Annotated in this window: 15 protein-coding genes; 5 read left to right on the top strand and 10 right to left on the bottom strand. The window is 70.5% G+C overall.

The genetic code is table 11. The features are described from left to right. Positions 1 to 33 precede the first annotated feature (33 nt). The 4 genes from J2Z79_RS06565 to J2Z79_RS06550 form a co-directional block, all read right to left on the bottom strand. Positions 34 to 2,478 carry an ATP-binding protein gene (locus J2Z79_RS06565; protein WP_209466067.1) on the bottom strand — a complete coding sequence of 815 codons (2,445 nt, stop codon included), beginning with the start codon at positions 2,476 to 2,478 and terminating at the stop codon, positions 34 to 36. Further along, positions 2,465 to 3,085 carry a M48 metallopeptidase family protein gene (locus tag J2Z79_RS18835; RefSeq protein ID WP_209466066.1) on the bottom strand — a complete coding sequence of 207 codons (621 nt, stop codon included), beginning with the start codon at positions 3,083 to 3,085 and terminating at the stop codon, positions 2,465 to 2,467. The genes J2Z79_RS06565 and J2Z79_RS18835 overlap by 14 nt, the downstream gene beginning before the upstream one ends. A gap of 13 nt (positions 3,086 to 3,098) precedes the next feature. Next, the gene (locus J2Z79_RS06555; RefSeq protein WP_245302349.1) at positions 3,099 to 3,839 is read right to left on the bottom strand and encodes an endonuclease III domain-containing protein; all 741 of its coding nucleotides are present in this window, start codon (positions 3,837 to 3,839) and stop codon (positions 3,099 to 3,101) included. 87 nt (positions 3,840 to 3,926) lie between these two features. Then, positions 3,927 to 4,658 carry a peptidylprolyl isomerase gene (locus J2Z79_RS06550; protein ID WP_245302347.1) on the bottom strand — a complete coding sequence of 244 codons (732 nt, stop codon included), beginning with the start codon at positions 4,656 to 4,658 and terminating at the stop codon, positions 3,927 to 3,929. Positions 4,659 to 4,770: 112 nt separating this feature from the next. On the opposite strand from J2Z79_RS06550, the gene gluQRS reads away from it, so the two are divergent. Next, the gene (gene gluQRS, locus J2Z79_RS06545; protein ID WP_209466065.1) at positions 4,771 to 5,742 is read left to right on the top strand and encodes a tRNA glutamyl-Q(34) synthetase GluQRS; all 972 of its coding nucleotides are present in this window, start codon (positions 4,771 to 4,773) and stop codon (positions 5,740 to 5,742) included. A gap of 69 nt (positions 5,743 to 5,811) precedes the next feature. Here gluQRS and J2Z79_RS06540 read toward each other — a convergent pair whose 3' ends face one another. Both J2Z79_RS06540 and J2Z79_RS06535 read right to left on the bottom strand, forming a co-directional pair. Then, positions 5,812 to 6,324, bottom strand: a complete 513-nt coding sequence (locus J2Z79_RS06540; protein WP_209466064.1) for a putative periplasmic lipoprotein — start codon at positions 6,322 to 6,324, stop codon at positions 5,812 to 5,814. A gap of 29 nt (positions 6,325 to 6,353) precedes the next feature. Continuing rightward, complete coding sequence (locus J2Z79_RS06535; protein ID WP_209466063.1) at positions 6,354 to 6,593, bottom strand: hypothetical protein; 240 nt, start codon at positions 6,591 to 6,593, stop codon at positions 6,354 to 6,356. 113 nt (positions 6,594 to 6,706) lie between these two features. Between J2Z79_RS06535 and J2Z79_RS06530 the strand changes: the two genes are divergently transcribed. Then, entirely contained in the window at positions 6,707 to 8,221 is a 1,515-nt protein-coding gene (locus J2Z79_RS06530; protein ID WP_209466062.1) for a DEAD/DEAH box helicase, read from the top strand. An 84-nt stretch (positions 8,222 to 8,305) separates the two neighbouring features. On the opposite strand, the gene J2Z79_RS06525 is transcribed toward J2Z79_RS06530, so the two are convergent. After that, positions 8,306 to 8,545, bottom strand: a complete 240-nt coding sequence (locus tag J2Z79_RS06525; RefSeq protein WP_209466061.1) for a hypothetical protein — start codon at positions 8,543 to 8,545, stop codon at positions 8,306 to 8,308. A gap of 208 nt (positions 8,546 to 8,753) precedes the next feature. On the opposite strand from J2Z79_RS06525, the gene J2Z79_RS06520 reads away from it, so the two are divergent. After that, entirely contained in the window at positions 8,754 to 9,212 is a 459-nt protein-coding gene (locus J2Z79_RS06520; protein ID WP_209466060.1) for an OsmC family protein, read from the top strand. A 31-nt stretch (positions 9,213 to 9,243) separates the two neighbouring features. On the opposite strand, the gene J2Z79_RS06515 is transcribed toward J2Z79_RS06520, so the two are convergent. Continuing rightward, complete coding sequence (locus tag J2Z79_RS06515) at positions 9,244 to 9,525, bottom strand: hypothetical protein (RefSeq protein ID WP_209466059.1); 282 nt, start codon at positions 9,523 to 9,525, stop codon at positions 9,244 to 9,246. A 269-nt stretch (positions 9,526 to 9,794) separates the two neighbouring features. On the opposite strand from J2Z79_RS06515, the gene J2Z79_RS06510 reads away from it, so the two are divergent. Continuing rightward, positions 9,795 to 10,757, top strand: coding sequence for a GntR family transcriptional regulator (locus tag J2Z79_RS06510; RefSeq protein WP_209466058.1), 963 nt, complete (start codon positions 9,795 to 9,797; stop codon positions 10,755 to 10,757). Here J2Z79_RS06510 and hpt read toward each other — a convergent pair. Next, positions 10,754 to 11,284, bottom strand: a complete 531-nt coding sequence (gene hpt, locus J2Z79_RS06505; protein ID WP_209466057.1) for a hypoxanthine phosphoribosyltransferase — start codon at positions 11,282 to 11,284, stop codon at positions 10,754 to 10,756. The genes J2Z79_RS06510 and hpt overlap by 4 nt on opposite strands. 279 nt (positions 11,285 to 11,563) lie before the next feature. Here hpt and J2Z79_RS06500 point away from each other — a divergent pair, with 279 nt between their 5' ends. Continuing rightward, the gene (locus tag J2Z79_RS06500; RefSeq protein ID WP_209466056.1) at positions 11,564 to 11,758 is read left to right on the top strand and encodes a hypothetical protein; all 195 of its coding nucleotides are present in this window, start codon (positions 11,564 to 11,566) and stop codon (positions 11,756 to 11,758) included. On the opposite strand, the gene J2Z79_RS06495 is transcribed toward J2Z79_RS06500, so the two are convergent. Beyond that, positions 11,749 to 12,825 (bottom strand): M42 family metallopeptidase, encoded by a 1,077-nt coding sequence (locus J2Z79_RS06495; protein WP_342589427.1) that lies wholly within the window; start codon positions 12,823 to 12,825, stop codon positions 11,749 to 11,751. The genes J2Z79_RS06500 and J2Z79_RS06495 overlap by 10 nt on opposite strands. Positions 12,826 to 13,001 lie beyond the last annotated feature (176 nt).

The following is a 13,001-nucleotide window of genomic DNA, read 5'->3' as shown; positions in this document are numbered from 1 at the left end:
CACCCTTCCCCTGTTGGCCTGCGGCAGATCTGGCTACCAGAGCGGCACGGGGGCGCCCGACTCGTCCCGGCCAAAGGGCATCCAGACCAGCGCCACCAGCCGGACATCGATGTTGGCCTTGCCGGGCCGGATCGTGATCGGTTCCACCTCGTGCGCCATGGCCTGGAACTGCTCCTCGACCGCCCGTGCCTCCCGCTCCAGCTCCGCCTCGAGCTCGGCGATCTGCGCCCGCACCGCCTCGACGTTCGAGGCCGCCCGGCTGACATCCTGCTGCTGCTGCCAGGCCCTGCTCACCGACCGGCCGGCCGTGGTCGCCTGTGTGATCGAGCGGCTGCCGGTGAGGGCTCGCAGCAGGCTCGATCCCACCGAGAGGGCTGTGTTGAACAGCTCGCTGCGGGACTCCTGCACTTCCTTCTGGTACCGCTCCTCGGCCCGCCGGAGCCGGTCCTCCAGCGTCCGCAGCTTGCTGGCGTAGCGGTTCCGCAGGGCGTCCATCTTGGCATCGCGCTGCTCCCGGGCGCGGGTCTGCACCCGCAGGCGGAACTCCCGCTCGGATTCGCCCGGCGCGGAGACCAGGCCCAGCGAGGGGCTCCTGAAGAGGGGGACCCCGTGCAGCCTGGGCAGCTCGCTGATCAGCTCGTTCTTCCACCGGGTGTAGCTGCGGGCACTCGCGGCCTCGGGGGGCAGCGGACCGTACGACCCATCGGCCGGGGGCTCACGATCCAGGTCGTCCAGTGCGAAGGCGGGCCTCTCCGCCTCCTCCCACGAGAGCGGGAGCACGCCGTCGCGCAGGGGCGCCACGAGCAGGACGTCCTGCGTCTCGTCGACCCCCGCCTTCCGGTCGTAGACCCGCACCCGTGCCGCCCCCAGACAGTAGGGCCGGTACTCCACGGAGCCGGCCGACGGTGGCCGCCGGCGCAGCGGGGCATAGTACTGGGGCACATCGGGCGGAAGGACCGGGCGGGCGGCACCCGACGCACCGGACGGGGGGTGGGGGGCCGCGACAGGCCCGCCGGCAGCGGCTGTCCTGCTCGCCGCCGCAGGAACCCCGCCTGCGGGCGCGGCGGCCTGCGCCGCCTTGTAGGGATCCATCAGCCGCTGGATCTGCTGCCGGGTCAGCGGGCCCCGCAGGTAGGACATCGCCCAGCGGGCGGTGAAGAGGACCGGCCCGTCGGCATGGACGTTGTGCAGCAGGAACACCCGGTTGCCGAGGTGCGAGAGCAGCCGCTCCAGCTCGGCACGGGGCAGGCCGCCGTCGGCGCTCTCCAGCCCGTCCATGAGGCGCTGCTTGTCCCGCTCGGTCTGCAGGCGGCCGATGAACCAGGTGCCGGCGTTGGAGATGGCCTTGTAGTCCAGGTCGACCGGGTTCTGCGTGGCCAGCACGACGCCCAGCCCGAAGGCCCGGGCCTGCTTGAGCAGCGTGAGCAGCGGCCGTTTGGACGGCGGGTTGGACCCGGGCGGCAGGTAGCCGAACAGTTCGTCGATGTACAGCAGCGCCCTGAGGGAGCTGGTGCCGGGCTGGGCCCGCATCCAGCCCAGGACCTGCTCGAGCAGGAGCGACACGAAGAACATCCGCTCCGCATCGCCCAGGTGGGCAATCGAGAAGATGGCGACCCTGGGCTTGCCCTGCGGCGTGTAGAGCAGCTGATCGATCTCCAGCGGCACGCCCGTCAGCCAGGCCTCGAAGCCGGGCGAGGCGATGAGGGTGTTCAGCTTCATCGCCAGGGCAAAGCGTTCTGCGGCGGGATAGAAGGCGTTAAGTTCGAGGGCGCCCACCCGGTCGAAGGGCGGCGACTGGATCTGCTGGATCAGCGCGATCAGGTCCAGGCTCTGCCCGGCCCGCCAGTTGTGGTCCAGGATCCGGGCGATGAGCAGGTGCTCCCGGCTGAGGTTGGGGTCCCCTTCGATGCCCAGCAGGGCCAGCAGGCTGCTGGCGGTGGCGGTCACCCGCTCTCGGAGCGCCTCCGCGTCCTCGAGCACGGCGGCCGGCGGGGCGGCGAAGGAGCCCAGGACCGAGACCGGGATGCCGGCGCTGCTGGCCGGCGTGTAGATGGCAAAATCGGCGCTTGCGCGCAGCCTGCGGATCCGCTCGGGACCCTGCCCCCACTCCCGCAGCCCCTCCTCCCACAGGGACGCCTGCTGGGCCGCATACTCCTGTACGGTGCGCCCCTGGCGGCGGGCCTCGTCCTCATCGACCCAGGGCGCAAAGTCCTCGGGGCGCAGGTCCGGGAAGGTGAGCAGCAGGTTGGCGATGTCGCCCTTCGGGTCGATGACGATCGCCGGAATCTCGTCGATGGCTGCCTCTTCCAGCAGGGTGATGCAGAGGCCGGTCTTGCCGCTGCCCGTCATGCCCACGCAGATCGCATGGGTGGTCAGGTCCCGGGCGTTGTAGAGCGTGAGCTCATCGGTGGGCTGCTGCCGTTCCGGGTCGTAGTTGCGTCCCAGGTAGAACAGGCCCAGCCGCTCAAAGTCGGCCATCGCGTCCATCCCCCTCTTCGGCGAACGCACGTTGCCTGGAGAAGTTCGCTGTGGTGGATAAGGAACCTTCTGCCGCAGGCAGGCTCTTCAGGTACTCCTCATAGCGGCGCAGCAGGCGGCGCCGCTCCCGCCAGTCGGGGCAGGCCCGCTCCACCAGCGCCCAGAAGCGGGAACTGTGGTTCAGCTCGCCCAGGTGGGCGATCTCGTGGATCAGCACATACTCCAGCAGCTCGTGGGGGCCGCCCCGGAGCCGGTGGCTGATCTGGATGTTCCGGGTCCGGCCGCTGCAGGAGCCCCAGCGGGACTCCTGCTTGCGGAAGCGGACCCGGCCCATGCGGAACCCGTAGAACTGCGCGTTGATCCGCCGCGCCCAGGCCTCCAGCGCGGCGTCGTCGGTGACGGGCGAGGGGGTGAGGCCGAGCAGCGGGTCCTGCCCAGAGAGGGCGGCACGGCGGGCCCGCTCCAGCCGGGGGGCCAGCCGCTGCGTCAACTGCTCGATGTGGCGCGCCTGGACCGCCTTCGGCAGGCGGCTGGAGATGTAGAGCACGATCTCGCCGTCCTTGATCGTGCCCGACGAGTTCTTCTTGTCCTTGAAGATGATGCGCACGGGCGCTCCTCCCTCACGATCCCGCATCCGCATCCACGCCCACGCGCCCGCAGAGGTCCCGCAGCGGACACTCGGCGCAGCGGGGCTCCCGCTTTCGGCAGAGGCGGTTGCCCAGGGCGTCGATCAGGGCGTGGAACTCGCCCCGCAGGTCGGGGTCCTCAGGCAGGTGGGCGTGGAAGAAGGCCTGCATCTCGCCGTAGCGCACGCCGGGGTCGAAGAGGCCCACCCGGGAGAAGATGCGCCGGGTGTAGGCGTCCATCGCCATCACGGGGAGGCCTGCGGCATAGCAGAGGATGCAGTCGGCCGTCTCGGGCCCGATACCCTTGAGCGCCAGCAGCTCCGCCCGCAGGTCGGCCAGGGGCTGGCGCAGCATCGCGGCCAGCTCGCCCCCGTGGCGTGCGGTCACGTGCGCGGCCAACTCCTTCAGCCGCCGGGCCTTCTGCCGGAAGTAGGCCGCCGGCCGGATGAGCACTTCGATCTTCTCCACGGGGGCCGCGTGGAGCGCCGCCACGTCCAGGAGCCCCGCCTCCGCCAGGGCCCGCACCGCCTTCTCCGCGTTGGTCCAGGCCACGTTCTGCACCAGGATCGCCCCCGCGATCATCTCCAACGGCCCGGCCTTCGCCGGCGCCGGCGCCAGGGCCGAGGGCCACCAGTGGCGCGGCCCGAACGCGTCCGACAGCCGCCGGAACACCTCCCCGAGCCAGGCGGCCCAGCCCGCCTCCGGCTCCGGCAGGAGCAGCCTTACATCCGCCATCCGCACTCCTCCCTCCGCCGCATGCCCCGGGGTGCAGCGCCCTCACGCAGCGCCCCCGCCCGGATGCGGGCAGGGGCGCGTGGGCACTCACTCTTCGGTGATGGTCACCCGCTTGATCACCGGCGGCTCCACCGGCGTGGAGGGCACCGGGTCGAAGTCGTTGCCCTTGGTGACCTCAACGTCTTCCAGCTGCGTCAGCACGTCGTCGCCCTCCAGCAGCTGGCCGAAGATCACGTAGACCGGCTGCCGGCCGAGGCCGCCGCACTCCAGCCCGGTGCAGATGAAGAACTGGCTGCCGGCGGAGTTGGGCAGGCTGGTGCGGGCCATGGCCAGGGTGCCACGCTTGTAGGGCCGCTGCACCGGGTACTCGTCCGGGATGGTGTAGCCCGGGCCGCCGGTGCCGGTGCCGGTCGGGTCGCCGCCCTGGATCATGAAGTCCTTGATGATCCGGTGGAAGACCACCCCGTCGTAGAAGCCCTCACGGGCGAGGAAGACGAAGTTGTTGACGGTCTGGGGCACCTCCTTGGCGAAGAGCTCGAAGGTCATGGTGCCCATGCTGGTCTCCATCGTAGCGATGTAGCGCTTCTCCGGGTCGATGGCCATCGCCGGGGGTGCGTCCCACTGCTTGGGTTCACGCTGCCCGACGTCGCTCTGTCCGCCCGCCTGGCTGCCGCCCGGCTGGCCTCCGGTCCGGGCGCTGTCCTGGCCCGCGGGGGGCCGGTTGCGGTACACGTCCTGCGGCCTGCCCGCCCCGCCGCACCCGGCCAGCAGGGCCAGGGTGAGGAGCAGCGCGGCGGCCGCCTGCCAACGCCTGTGCATCGACCGATTCCCTCCAACCTTGTCCCGTGTGCTCCTGAACAGAATAACCTGTCCCCGCCGTGCAGGGCAAGCCGGTCCCCGGCGCAGAATAGGTAGGCCGGGTGATCGCATCATGCTCTGCGGCCGATTCGCTCCCACCCCGTCCGGGGTACTCCACCTGGGAAACGCCCTCACCGCCCTCCTGTCCTGGCTCCACGTGCGCCGGGCGGGCGGCCGGTACATCCTGCGCATCGAGGATATCGACCGGGCCCGCTCCCGGGCGGAGCTGGCCCGGCAGGCCTGCGATGACCTCCGGTGGCTGGGCCTCGACTGGGACGAGGGGCCCGGCGCGGGCGGCCCTCACGGGCCCTACTACCAGTCCGAGCGGACGGAGCTGTACGCGGAGGCCCTGGCCCGGCTCCAGGCCGCCGGTCACCTCTACCCCTGCTACTGCAGCCGGGCGCAGTTGATGGCCATCGCCTCCGCCCCCCACGGGCTGGCCGCCGAGGGGCCGGTCTACCCCGGCACCTGCCGCCGCCTGACGCCCGAGGAGCGCCGCGCCCGGGAGGCCGGCGGCAAGACGCCCTCGCTCCGCTTCGCCCTGCCCGACGAGCCCGTCGCCTTCGTCGACCTCGTGGCCGGGCCGCAGCACTTCCCGCCGGGGGCCGGCGGCGACTTCGTCGTGCGGCGGGCCGACGGGGTGATCGGCTACCAGTTGGCCGTGGTGGTGGACGACGCCCTGATGGGAGTCACCCACGTGCTGCGGGGCGGGGACCTGCTGGACTCCACCCCTCGCCAGATCCTGCTCTACCGCGCCCTCGGCTGGCCGGTGCCGCAGTTCGGACACCTGCCGCTCCTGCTGGGGCCGGACGGCGCCCGCCTGGCCAAGCGCCACGGCGCGGTGACCCTCGCAGGCATCCGGGCGGCGGGGACCCGGCCCGAGGCGGTGGCGGGCCACCTCGCATACCTGGCCGGCCTCATCGACCGTCCCGAGCCCGTCCGGCCGCAGGAGTTGATCCCGTGCTTCGACCTTGCCCGGATCCCCCGGGAACCCGTGCGGGTGCCGCAGGAGACGATTGCGGCCCTGAACGGAGGGATAGGGTGAGCTTCGCTTCCAAGCTCCAGGTGAAGCCCGGCATGAGGATGGCTCTGTTCAACGGCCCGTTCTTCCGGATCAGCGGTCCCGGCACGGATCGCGTTCCTCCGGCCCGGCCGTGGCAGCCATGGCATACACGTTGCCCTCGCCGTCTTCCACCAGCTTCGCTGCCCCGATGCCTCGGTTCGACCACCAGACGATGTTGGTCCCCTTCAAGTCCTGACCATCGTGGAAGACCAGCACTTCCGTCTGATACGGGTCACCTTTCCCGTCCGCACCGGCAACGACCAGGACCTGACCCCCGACGAGCGCGGCTCGCTCCGTCTGCTGCGATGGCAGCTCATACGTGCACAGGATCTCCGGCGCCTCCGTCGGGGTTCGTTCCTGCAACCTTTCCAGGTCAAGGAGACAGTTGGTGCGAGACCCGGCGAGATCGCACAGTGTGGTCACATCATCATGAGTGAGCGCTGCATGTACGGCCTGGTCAAAGAAAGACCGGGCCTGCGCTTCGGTGACCTGCTGGGGAGTCGGGACGGACGAACATCCGTGCAGCAGAACCAGAGCCGCAAGCAGCGGCATGCACCGCTTCACCGCCGAACACCTCACCCAGTTGTGCCCGCCTACTCGGGCCGCCAGTCCTGCAGGAAGACCCAGCGAAACTCCTTGGCGCGCGTCCGCTTCGAGAGCTTCGACATGCAGTTCTCGCACGCCGTCGCCTCGGTGCGGTAGCCCGGCATGCGCTCCTTGGACTGGATGATCAGCACCGGCTGGCCGCACCAGGAGCAGGCGTTGGGATCGTACGTGTACCGCTCGAAATCCGGCTCCACACCGAACTTGCGAATCTCCGCCGCATCGGCCATCGTGAGCAACACCTCCGCACGTGCGTTTGACCAGAACATCCCTGTTATGTTTACATGCGCACGGCGCAGACTATCCCGGACGAAGAATGCAGCGAACGGGGGGAGTCTGCGCCGTGAGTCTGTCGACGGTCACCCAGAGCCTCGGGTTGCCGCCCGCCCCCGCCATCTTCGCCGAGAGTGAGTGGGGCAGCCAGAGTCCGGACGCACCCCTGCTGTTTTTTGACCTGCCGGCAGCGCCGGAGGGTGCGGCACCGGACCCGGGCGCCCTCTACGCTCCGCCCGGCGAGGAGCTGTACGACTATCAGGAGGAGGGGGCCCGGTATCTGATGGAGCACCCCGTCGCCCTGCTGGGCGACGAGATGGGGCTGGGCAAGTCGATCCAGGCCATCGCCGCGCTGCGGCTGCTGATCCGCCGGGGCGAGGTCGGGCGGGCCCTGATCCTGTGTCCCAAGACGCTGATCTTCGACTGGTACTACAAGCTGCGGCGGTGGGCGCCCGACCTGCGTGCGGTGCCGGTGGAGGGGCCCCGGAAGCGGCGCCAGTGGTACTGGCGCAGCCAGGCGCACGTTCACGTGACCGGTTACGAGACCTGGCGGGAGGACCTGAAGGCCGGTCTGGCCGATCCCGCCGCCTACGACCTGATCCTCCTGGACGAGATCCAGCGGATCAAGAACCCCGAGACCGCGACGCACCGGGCGGTGGCCCGGGTGGAGGCCCGGTGGCGCTGGGGGCTCTCGGGCACGCCCCTGGAGAACCGGGTGGAGGAGCTGCTGGCCATCTTCCATTACCTGAAGCCGGGCCTGCTGCCCAGTCGGAAGGGCTGCCCGGTGGAGGAGATCCACCGGCGGATCGCGCCCTATGTGCTCCGGCGGCGCAAGGCCGACGTGCTCCGCCACCTGCCGCCCAAGGAGTACCGCACCGTCTGGCTGGACCTGGCGCCGGCCCAGCGGCTGGCCTACGAGGCCGCCGAGCGGGCCGGCGTGCTGGCCATCCGGCAGGCCGGCCACGCCGCCGCCCCGATGATCGCCCTCACCCTGCTCAACAAGCTGAAGCAGATCTGCAACCTCGACCCCGAAACCGGCGCCTCCTGCAAGGTGGACTACCTGGAGCAGGAGCTGGCCGAACTGATCGACCGGGGCGAGAAGGTACTCATCTTCTCCCAGTACCCGAAGGTGACCCTGGAGCGGCTCATGCCCCGGCTGGAGCCGTTCGGTGCCATCCTCTTCGACGGCTCGCTCAGCGACTGGAACCGGCAGCTGGTGGTGCACCACTTCCAGCACAAGGAGATGCCCCGGGTGCTGGCGATGTCGCTGAAGGCCGGCGGGGTCGGCATCACCCTCACCCGGGCCAACCACGTCTACCATCTGGATCACTGGTGGAACCCTGCCGTCGCCCAGCAGGCCGAGGACCGCACCCACCGCATCGGCCAGCGCCGCACCGTCCACGTGACCAGCCTGCTGACCCGGGGCACGGTGGAAGAGCGCATCGCCCAGCTGGTGGAGCAGAAGCGGGAGCTCTTCCACCAGGTGATGGACCCGCTCACCGAGCTGAACGAGGACCAGGAGCAGCAGTTCGTGCTGCAGCGCTTGACCCGGGAGGAGATCCTGGGCCTTTTCGGCGTGCACTGAGAAGGGGTGCGGAGCCCGCGGCTCCGCACCCCTGTGGCGTCCCCACGGCGCCCCGCGGGGCTGCGAATGGCCCGGCGCGGCAGACTACCCGGCAGCCCCGGCCGGCTCGCCGGCGTCGCCCGGCGGGAACTTGGCCAGCTCCGCCTCCGCCTGATCGCGGTACCGGAAGACAGCATCCCCCGTGGTGCCAAACCGGTGTACCGCCTTCTTCACTCCCTCGCGCTCGAAGGGCTCCTTCTCGATCAGGTAATAGTACTTCGTCCCGTTGGGGTGGTTCATCACCCAGATCATCAGGTCCTGCTGCGTCAGCCCACCCTTTGCCATGTTCCAGACCTCCTCGATTGCGCTGGTGGACAGACTATTCGGCGGGTGGGGTGCCAACCCCTGTTTCGGCACGTGGCACAACGCTGCGCGTTCCCGGCACCGCCGTCGAGACCATGCCCCGTCGGGACGGATGAGGGGCGCTCATCCCACAGGCCCGCGCGCATCCCTCCCCCCGGGGGCGGCGACCAAACCACAGGAGGCGATCCCCTTGCACGAAGGAACACTCACCATGCGCGCCTACGCATCCTGGAAAGGCATCACCGCCACCCGCGGCGAGGTCTCCAGCAGCTTCTCCAACCTGCGCCTCGCGTTCACGTCTCCCGTGGTGGACGGCGGCGATCCTGGCCTCACCTCGCCGGAGGAGCTGCTGCTGGCCGCCGCGCTGACGGCGTGGTGCACCGCCTTCCTCCGCGTGGCGGGCCAGATGGTGCTGGACGTGGCCGACGTGTCCCTGTCCGGCGAGCTGACCCGCACCTTCGACGAGATCGAGGGCCACCGGGTGGAGGAGATCGTGATCAGGCCCGAGGTGACGCTGCGCACCGGACTGGGCTTCGAGAAGGTGCACGACATGTTCCGCCGGGCCACGGCGCTGGCCCGGCAGCAGTCCCCCATCCTGCGCGCGCTGGCGCCCGCCGTGCGGCTGCTGGTGGAGCCCACCTACCGCTAGGCGGGCGCCGCGCCTTCGCCCCGTCTGCCGCCTACCGGGCCAGATCGTCCAGCTGCTCGAGGCTCATCTGCCCCCGGATCAGGTCGACCTGCGGCGGTGCCGGCGCGTCGGGGCCTAAGACCGCGCCCTCCACCGGGATCTGGCGGGCCCGGGGGATGTTCATCGTCGACTCCGTCCGACGCGCAGAACCGCTCGGACGGTCGTCGCCCACGCGCGGCACCCGTCCGAGCGGCCCCTCAATGCGCGCACCGTAGAAGACGCCCGGCCGCACCATCCCGGTCTCCTGCTGTGACCGCTCCTCCTCCTGACCCATCCGCCTTCACCCCCCTCTGTAGGATGCCCCTGCCATTGCCCGCGCTATGCGCCGGGGAGCGGGCATCCAGCCCACGCCGAGCACGCCCTGGGAGCCAGCGCCGTGTGCGGGCGGACCTCTCACCGGGCGCCGCCTCGCAGGTGCGCCCGAGGATCCTCCGCCATGCGCGGGGGAGCCCTCTCTGCTAGGGCTCCTTTACGTATGGCGCTGCGCATTGACGAAACCGGCCGCGTGCGGATAGACTGTACGCTAACGTGAGAACAGTGGGGGTGATCAGCGTGCAGGCCTTCCGGCTGGATCCCACCAGCAGCCTCCCCGTGCGGGAGCAGATCAAGGCACAGATCCGGTACCAGGTCGCCGCCGGGCTGCTCTACCCCGGCGACCAGCTGCCCTCGCTGCGGGACCTGGCGGCGGGCCTGGCCGTGAACGTCAACACGGCGGTCCGGGCCGTCGAGGACCTGGTGCGGGAGGGCTACCTCGTCAGCCATCAGGGGCGGGGCGTCTTCGTCGCCGAGGATCCCCCCGGCGCCGCACCGGGCGCAGCCCTGCGCTCCCTGCTGGCGGGGGCGCTGGCCTCGGCGTCCGAGTGGGGCATGTCCCCGTCCGCCCTGGCCGAGGCCGTGACGGCCCAGTCCCAGCTGGCGCGGTCGCCCCAGCCCGCATCGGGGCGGGTGGTGCTGGCGGCCACGTCCCGGGCCGACCTGCGGGCGCTCCAGCGGCAGCTGGAGGCCGTGCTGCCGGGGACGACGGTGGTCCCCTCGCTGCCTGAGGAGCTGGGCCACACGGCGCCCTCCACCCCGGTGGCCGCCACGCTGTTCCACGCGGCGGCGCTGGAGGAGCGGGGGGCGGTCGCCCTCGCCGGGAAGGAGGATCTGGAGGCCCTGCGCCGGCTGGCGGCCCTCCCGCGGGGCACGCCGGTGGCCGTGGCCGCCGCCGACTGGGTGCAGGCCGCCCGCGTCCGGCAGAGCCTGGAGCGCGGCGGGATGGGCCACCTCGCCTTCCGCCTCGCGACCAGCCCCGTCGATCTCGCCGCCGCCCTGGACGGCGCGGCTGTCCTGCTGGCGGCTCCCAGCGGCCGCAGAATGGCCGAGGAGGCCCGGGCTGCGCGCCCGGACCTCCCCTGCCTGTTCGAACCCATCAGCCCGCCTCCCGAGGCCGTCAGCGCCCTGCGCCACCGCCTCAGTGCGCCGCAGCGCCCGTCCCGGGTGGCGGTGCGCTCCTCCTGGGTCTAACCGTCCTCGCCGACGATGCCGATGTACGGCAGGTGCCGGTACTGCTCGGCATAGTCGATGCCGTAGCCGACGATGAACTCGTCGGGAATCGTGAACCCCACGTAGTCCACCGCCACCTGGGTCTGCCTGCGTGCGGGCTTGTCCAGCAGCACGCAGACCCTCAGGCTGGCGGGGTTCTGGTGTTCGAGGTACTCCTTCAGGTACCGCAGGGTCAGGCCGCTGTCCACGATGTCCTCCACCAGCAGCACGTGCTTGCCGGTCACGGACGCATCCAGGTCCTTCAGGATGCGGATGACGCCCGACGACTCCGTGGCGCTGCCGTAGCTGGAGACCGCCATGAAGTCGACCTCCGCCGGCACCGTCAGGCAGCGCAGCAGATCGGCGCAGAAGACGAACGCACCCTTGAGGACGCCCACCACCAGGACGGTCTGCCCCGCCAGGTCGCGGCTGATCTCGGCCCCCAGTTCGCGCACGCGCGCGGCGATCTGCTCAGCGGACAGCAGCTGCCCCTTGAGTTTCCTGGCCATCGCCCGACCTCCCCGTGCCTCGTCCGAATCCCGTGCTCGCGGTGACCGGCGCCCGGCCACCGGACGCTTCCAGGTACCGCGCATTCCCCGCGGCGCCGTTGGGCAGGCCGGCCGCAGGCATCACGCCTGCCCCGCCGGCGCCCGGGGGCCGACCACAAGCCCCGCCCGGTCCCGCACGCGGTTCGCCGCTTGCGGGCCGCATTTCACCACGCTGCCGTACTGCGGGACCTCCGCCCGGTGTATCATGACGGTAACGTCAGCCGGTGGAGGTGCGTGTGGATGGGCCAGCCGGTGCCCAACCAGGTCTACCTGGAGATCCTGGAGCGTTCCGAAGACCCGACGGCGCTGCGCCTGGCCATCATCTACTCCGATCAGTTCAGCGAGGAACTGAAGGAGCAGGCCCGCCAGGCCCCCTCGTTGGAGGCCCTGCGGCGGCTGCTGGCCGAGCACCGCCGCCGGGCGGGTTACACGTAGCGCCTGAGCTGAGCCACGGTATCCGCGTCCAGCTTCTTGATGACCGCCGCCACCAGCTTGGCGGCGTTCTCCATGTCGTCGCGGTGGATCAGCGACACGTGGCTGTGGATGTACCGCGTGGCGAACCCGATGGCCAGCGACGGCACGCCCCGGCCGAACAGGTGCATCTTGCCCGCGTCGGTTCCGCCGCCCGCCATGGACTGGAACTGGAGCGGGATGTTCAGCTCCTCGGCGGTGTCGATCACGAGGTCGCGCAGGCCGCGGTGCGGCACCATCGAGGCGTCGTAGACCACGATCAGCGGCCCCTCGCCCAGGTTCCCCTGATACTGGCCGTCGCTGCCGGGGACGTCGCCGGCGATGCCCACGTCCAGCGCGAAGGCGATGTCGGGCTCGATCGTGTTGGCCATGGTGGTCGCCCCCCGCAGGCCGACCTCCTCCTGCACGTTGCCCACCGCGTAGACCTCATTGGGATGCTCCTGGCCCTTGAGCTCCTCGAGCACCATGATGGCCGCCGCGCAGCCGGCCCGGTTGTCCCACGCCTTGTTCAGCAGGATCTTCGGGTTGGGCATCACGTGGAAGTCGCAGTGCGGCACGACGGGGTCGCCCGGGCGGACGCCCCACTCCTTCGCCTCGTCCCGCGAGCTGGCGCCGATGTCGACGAACATGTCCTTGATCTGGACGACCTTGTTGCGCTCCTCCTGGCTGAGGGCGTGCGGCGGCTTGGAGCCGATGACGCCCACCAGCTCACCCTTGCGCGTCAGCACCTTCACCCGCTGGGAGAGCATCACCTGGCTCCACCAGCCGCCGAGAGGCTGGAGCTTCAGGAAGCCCTTGTCGGTGATCTGGGTGACCATCCAGCCCACCTCGTCCAGGTGGCCGGCCACCATGATGCGGGGACCCCCGGCCTTGCCGCGCTTGACGCCCGCGATCGACCCCAGGTTGTCGTAGATGATCTCATCGGAGAGCGGCTCCAGGTACTTGCGCATCACCTGGCGCACCGGCTCCTCGAAACCCGGAACTCCGTAAGCGCTCGTCAGTTCCTCGTACATCTTCAGCCGCTGATCCACGAGAGCTGGCCTCCCTTTTTTTGCCCAGGTACAATGATTCTTATGAGCTTTCTTCCACCACCGGAAGACAATCCCCTGCCGCCACCCTAGCGCAATACGGTCTTTCGGACTATTGCCGGGAGCCTTTCATCGTCCTAATCTGATCATAAGCAGAACTTGGGCCGTTCCCGACGGAG

The sequence above is a fragment of the Symbiobacterium terraclitae genome, assembly GCF_017874315.1.
GTDB lineage: Bacteria > Bacillota > Sulfobacillia > Symbiobacteriales > Symbiobacteriaceae > Symbiobacterium > Symbiobacterium terraclitae.
Note: the sequence above shows the minus strand (reverse complement) of the source record. Positions and strands in the feature narration are given on the sequence as shown.

Excerpts from the sequence above, each read along its gene's own strand:
- J2Z79_RS06525 (WP_209466061.1), bottom strand. The coding sequence starts at position 8,545 with ATGGCAAAGGGTGGGCTGACGCAGCAGGACCTGATGATCTGGGTGATG.
- J2Z79_RS06555 (WP_245302349.1), bottom strand. The coding sequence starts at position 3,839 with ATGGCGGATGTAAGGCTGCTCCTGCCGGAGCCGGAGGCGGGCTGGGCC.
- gluQRS (WP_209466065.1), top strand. The coding sequence starts at position 4,771 with ATGCTCTGCGGCCGATTCGCTCCCACCCCGTCCGGGGTACTCCACCTG.
- J2Z79_RS06500 (WP_209466056.1), top strand. The coding sequence starts at position 11,564 with ATGGGCCAGCCGGTGCCCAACCAGGTCTACCTGGAGATCCTGGAGCGT.
- J2Z79_RS06550 (WP_245302347.1), bottom strand. The coding sequence starts at position 4,658 with ATGCACAGGCGTTGGCAGGCGGCCGCCGCGCTGCTCCTCACCCTGGCC.
- hpt (WP_209466057.1), bottom strand. The coding sequence starts at position 11,284 with ATGGCCAGGAAACTCAAGGGGCAGCTGCTGTCCGCTGAGCAGATCGCC.
- J2Z79_RS06565 (WP_209466067.1), bottom strand. The coding sequence starts at position 2,478 with ATGGCCGACTTTGAGCGGCTGGGCCTGTTCTACCTGGGACGCAACTAC.
- J2Z79_RS06535 (WP_209466063.1), bottom strand. The coding sequence starts at position 6,593 with ATGGCCGATGCGGCGGAGATTCGCAAGTTCGGTGTGGAGCCGGATTTC.
- J2Z79_RS06515 (WP_209466059.1), bottom strand. The coding sequence starts at position 9,525 with ATGGGTCAGGAGGAGGAGCGGTCACAGCAGGAGACCGGGATGGTGCGG.